Annotated in this window: 3 protein-coding genes and 1 pseudogene; 1 reads left to right on the top strand and 3 read right to left on the bottom strand. The window is 63.5% G+C overall.

Annotation, left to right across the window (positions count from 1 at the left end):
* Positions 1-614: Hpt domain-containing protein (locus ACQR1W_RS39725; protein WP_434855873.1), on the bottom strand; the 614-nt coding region annotated here is incomplete at its 3' end.
* A 420-nt stretch (positions 615-1,034) separates the two neighbouring features.
* Between ACQR1W_RS39725 and ACQR1W_RS39720 the strand changes: the two genes are divergently transcribed.
* Positions 1,035-2,114: an HD domain-containing phosphohydrolase gene (locus ACQR1W_RS39720; protein WP_434855872.1), complete on the top strand. Its 1,080-nt coding sequence runs from the start codon at positions 1,035-1,037 to the stop codon at positions 2,112-2,114.
* A 120-nt stretch (positions 2,115-2,234) separates the two neighbouring features.
* On the opposite strand, the gene ACQR1W_RS39715 is transcribed toward ACQR1W_RS39720, so the two are convergent.
* Complete coding sequence (locus ACQR1W_RS39715) at positions 2,235-3,944, bottom strand: methyl-accepting chemotaxis protein (protein ID WP_434855871.1); 1,710 nt, start codon at positions 3,942-3,944, stop codon at positions 2,235-2,237.
* Positions 3,945-3,980: 36 nt separating this feature from the next.
* Positions 3,981-4,057, bottom strand: a pseudogene (locus ACQR1W_RS39710) (chemotaxis protein CheW); the annotation flags it as partial.

The raw sequence follows: 4,057 nt of genomic DNA, 5'->3' as shown, positions 1-4,057 counted from the left end.
AGCGTGACGTCCCATTTGAGATAGCAGTCGTCCGGCTCCAGCGCGTCGAGCAGCGGAATATCGTCGGTCAGCGGCACCGCAAAGCACGGGCCCAGCTGGCACAGATCATCGAGCAGGTCGAGCGGGTTCGAGCCGTTGCGCAGCACGTGCTGCTCGAACTCCAGATAAAGCTTCCACCCCGCAGCCCGCGGCGGCGCCGGCGGGATCTCAAGGCGCGGCTGAGGTACGGCAGCGGGCGCCGGACTGGCACGAAATTGCCTGAGATCGTCCAGAATGGCATCGCCGATGATCGTATCGGTCTCATCCGGCGTCTCGATCAGGGCGCGAATATAGTCCTTCGCAGCCAAGGCTACCGAGACCAGCTCGCGGGTCGGCGCGGTCACACCCTTGCGAACCTGGTCGAACGCGGTCTCGAACTCATGGGTGAAGGCCGCGACCCTGTCGAAGCCGAACATCGCACCCGAACCCTTGATCGTGTGCAGGGCGCGAAAGGCCGAATCAACCAGCTCGCGATCATCCGAACGGTCGCACAGATCCAGCAGCGCAGCTTCGAGCACCTCCAGAAGCTCGCTCGCCTCCTGGCGGAAGACCTCCGCGGGATCGAGATTGCTCATGGCCGCCCCAACACGCTCGGCGTCCCGGCCAAGCCGCCGGTCTCAACTGGCGATTGCCGTCCGGCCGGCTGCAGCGTGAAATCAGAGCAACTCAAGATCGTAACGGCGACGCAACTGACAGGACGCCGCAACTTGGACTCGACAGGATCAGCCACGGATGCCCCCACACAGTCCCGGGGTCGCTGCGCCCCCAAAAGCCCCAAGACGGTGACAGGGTAGGTATTTAGGATTAGGGAATTGCTAAAAGGCGAAAAGAAAAGCTTCCCGTATAATTACGAGAATTGCACAAGAACAGTCGCACGCGCATGGATTGAGGATCGCGCTCGGAAGACCAGGGCGCGATTAACCGCGAGGTAAGAACCGATCCCTAGCTTCGGTAGCTTGGTGCCACCGTCTACAGTTTCAACCAGAGATCGGCGGATGCTGACCCAAGCGCTTATTGTTGACGATAGTCCATCGGTTCTCGATTTCCTGAAGCGTCTTATCGAAGCGGACGGGGCAGTGGAGGCCAAGACATTTCTCGATCCGATCCAGGCCCTTGGCGTCGCCCGCGAGCTCCATTTCGACGTCGCACTGGTCGATTACGAGATGCCAAAGATGGACGGCATCCACTTCATCCGCGAGCTGCGTTCGCTGCCCGGCTTCAGCGAAACGCCGGTGGCGATGATCACCTCGAGCGATTCCGACGAGATCAAGCTGCGGGCATTGGAGGCCGGCGCGACGGATTTCCTTCCCAAACGTCCCAACAGCGTCGAAGTGAGAGTGCGGCTGCGCAACCTCGTCAGCCTCGGCCAGGCGGTCCGGAAACTCAACGACCGCGCCTCGCATCTCGCCGGCGAAGTCGCCGCCGCCACGCGCAAGCTGCAGGACCGCGAGGAGGAGATCATCCTGCGGCTCGCACTTGCGGTCGAATATCGCGACAACGACACCGGCGAGCATACGCTGCGGGTCGCCAAATACAGCCAGATCATCGCCGAGCAGCTCGGCCTGCCCCCGCGTTTCTGCCGCGACATCTATCTCGCGGCGCCGCTTCACGACGTCGGCAAGGTCGGAATTCCGGATCACATCCTGCTCAAACCGGACCGGCTCACCGACAGCGAGATGTCGATCGTGCGCACGCACGCCAGGATCGGGGAACGCATCCTTGCCGACAGCGAATGCGACCTGATCCGGCTCGCGGCAACGATCGCGCTGGCGCATCACGAACGGTGGGACGGCGGCGGCTATCCGAATGGATTGAGGGCCGTGGAGATCCCGATTGCGGCGCGCGTGGTGGCGGTCGCTGACGTTTTCGATGCGCTGACGACGCGGCGCCCCTACAAGGAGCCGATGCCGCTGATGGACGCCCGCGACTATCTGATCGCGAATCGCGCGCGGCATTTCGATCCCGACTGCGTCGACGCCTTCATGTCGCGCTGGGACGAAGTCGCAACGATCGCGACCACCCAATCGCTGGCGCCGTTCCAGCGCAAAGATCCACAGTCGCAGCTCGTGGCCTGAGCGCGCCACCTGCGGGCGCGGCCACGAATTGATCGCGCGGGCGAGGTGGACCTTGCCCGCGCTGTCAGACCAACCTCATCCCACGATGCTTGATGCCGCAACCAACCCGCCGGCGACGAATCAGCGCTGAAAATCAGCGTCGCGCTCGTCAGCACCATCATCCATCGCAAAGGCGAAGCCGCCGCCGCCATTGGCCATCTTGAGATTGCGCCGCGGCGCCGCCGCCCGGGCCGGCGGATGCTTCTTGGCGCTGCGATCGGCGGCCGCCATCTTTGCGGCCTTGCCGCGCAGCTGGCCGACGGCACGGTCGATCGATACGGGAGCCTCCCTGATCGAATCGGTCGCGGCATCGTCGATTCTGAAGAAGGAGATGGTGGCCTGCAGCTGCTCGGCCTGCGAGGCCAGTTCCTCGGAGGTCGAAGAGACCTGCTCGGATGCGCTGGCATTCTGCTGACCGACCTTGTCGAGCTGCAGAATCGCCTGATTGATCTGCGCCGATCCGACATCCTGCTCGCGGCAGGCCGCGGTGATCTCCTGCACGAGCTCGGCCGTCTTCTTGATGTCGGGCACCAGCTTGCCGAGCATCTGGCCTGCTTCCTGCGCCACCTTGACGCTGTCGGTGGACAGCGTGCCGATTTCCGCGGCCGCAGCTTGGCTGCGTTCGGCGAGCTTGCGCACCTCGGAGGCGACCACGGCAAAGCCCTTGCCATGCTCGCCGGCGCGCGCCGCTTCCACCGCCGCATTGAGTGCCAGCAGATCGGTCTGCCGCGCGATCTCCTGCACGATCGTGATCTTCTCCGCGATCGTCTGCATGGCCTGCACAGCGCGGCCGACGGCGGCGCCACTGGCTTCGGCATCCTTGGCGGACTGCGTTGCGATCTTCTCAGTCTGGCTGGCATTCTCGGCATTCTGCTTCACGTTCGCCGCCATCTCCTCCATGGAGGAGGAAGCTTCCTCGGCGGACGACGCCTGCTCGGTCGCGCCCTGCGAGAGCTGCTCGGCGGACGCGGAGAGTTCCTGGCTGCCGGCGGAGACGTTCTGTCCGGCGGTCAGCGCCTCGGATACCACCTGCCGCAGCTTTTCCACCATGCCGTTCAGCGACCGGATTAGGTCGCCGATCTCGTCATTGCTGGCCGACGGAATGGTGCGGCTGAGATCGCCATGTGCAACGGCGCCCGCCAGGTCCACAGCGCGTCCAAGAGCACGGCTGATGCTGAGCGAGATCCAGATAGCGGCCACAATCGCGATTGCCAGCGACACGCCGACGATCGTCAAGAGGATGAACTGGGCCTGCTGGCCTTCAGTTCGTGATTGAACCACTTGCTCGGCCATCTGCTTCTTCGTGTTCGAGACATAGGCACCCATGGCCTCGAGCGCCTCGGCCACGACTTTGCGGCCCTCATTCATCGTGCGCTCGGTCGCCTTGGCCTTGTCCGTTCGCGCCAGGCGGAAGGTTTCGTCCTGGAACGCCATCATCCTGGAATAGGCGGCGGCGAAATTGTCGAGCAGCTTTTTGCCCGCTTCGCTTGCCAGGCTGTAAACCTCATCTCGGGTCTTCTGCGTGGCCTCCCGGCTCTTCGCCGTGTCTGCGGCGAACTGCTCGGCCTGCTGCTCCGTGCCGAGCACGGCGTTCTTCTCGTTGCGAAGCTGGACCAGGATCTCCTTCTCGATCTCGCCCGCCTTCTCCATCCGCGTTGCACGCAGCGCCATGCTGTCCGCATTGGCGATCATGTCGCTCAGCTTCATGTAGGCGATGCCGCCCGCCACCGTCGACAGGACGATGATCAATCCGAACGCGCTGGCAAGCTTAGCTTTGATCGTAAATCTCATGTCAGCCCCACTCGTCCCGACCCCTCAGGACGTCCTCTAGTTCAGAATGCGTTCCATGTTCGGCACGATGACGAACTCCTCGCGCCATTTGCTGATGAAGCGGATGTATTCCG

Origin of the sequence: Bradyrhizobium sp. HKCCYLS1011 (assembly GCF_051167795.1) — a bacterium.
Taxonomy (GTDB): Bacteria; Pseudomonadota; Alphaproteobacteria; order Rhizobiales; family Xanthobacteraceae; genus Bradyrhizobium.
Note: the sequence above shows the minus strand (reverse complement) of the source record. Positions and strands in the feature narration are given on the sequence as shown.

Bases quoted from the DNA above. Each gene is read 5' to 3' on its own strand.
- ACQR1W_RS39720 (WP_434855872.1), top strand. From the start codon at position 1,035: ATGCTGACCCAAGCGCTTATTGTTGACGATAGTCCATCGGTTCTCGAT.
- ACQR1W_RS39715 (WP_434855871.1), bottom strand. From the start codon at position 3,944: ATGAGATTTACGATCAAAGCTAAGCTTGCCAGCGCGTTCGGATTGATC.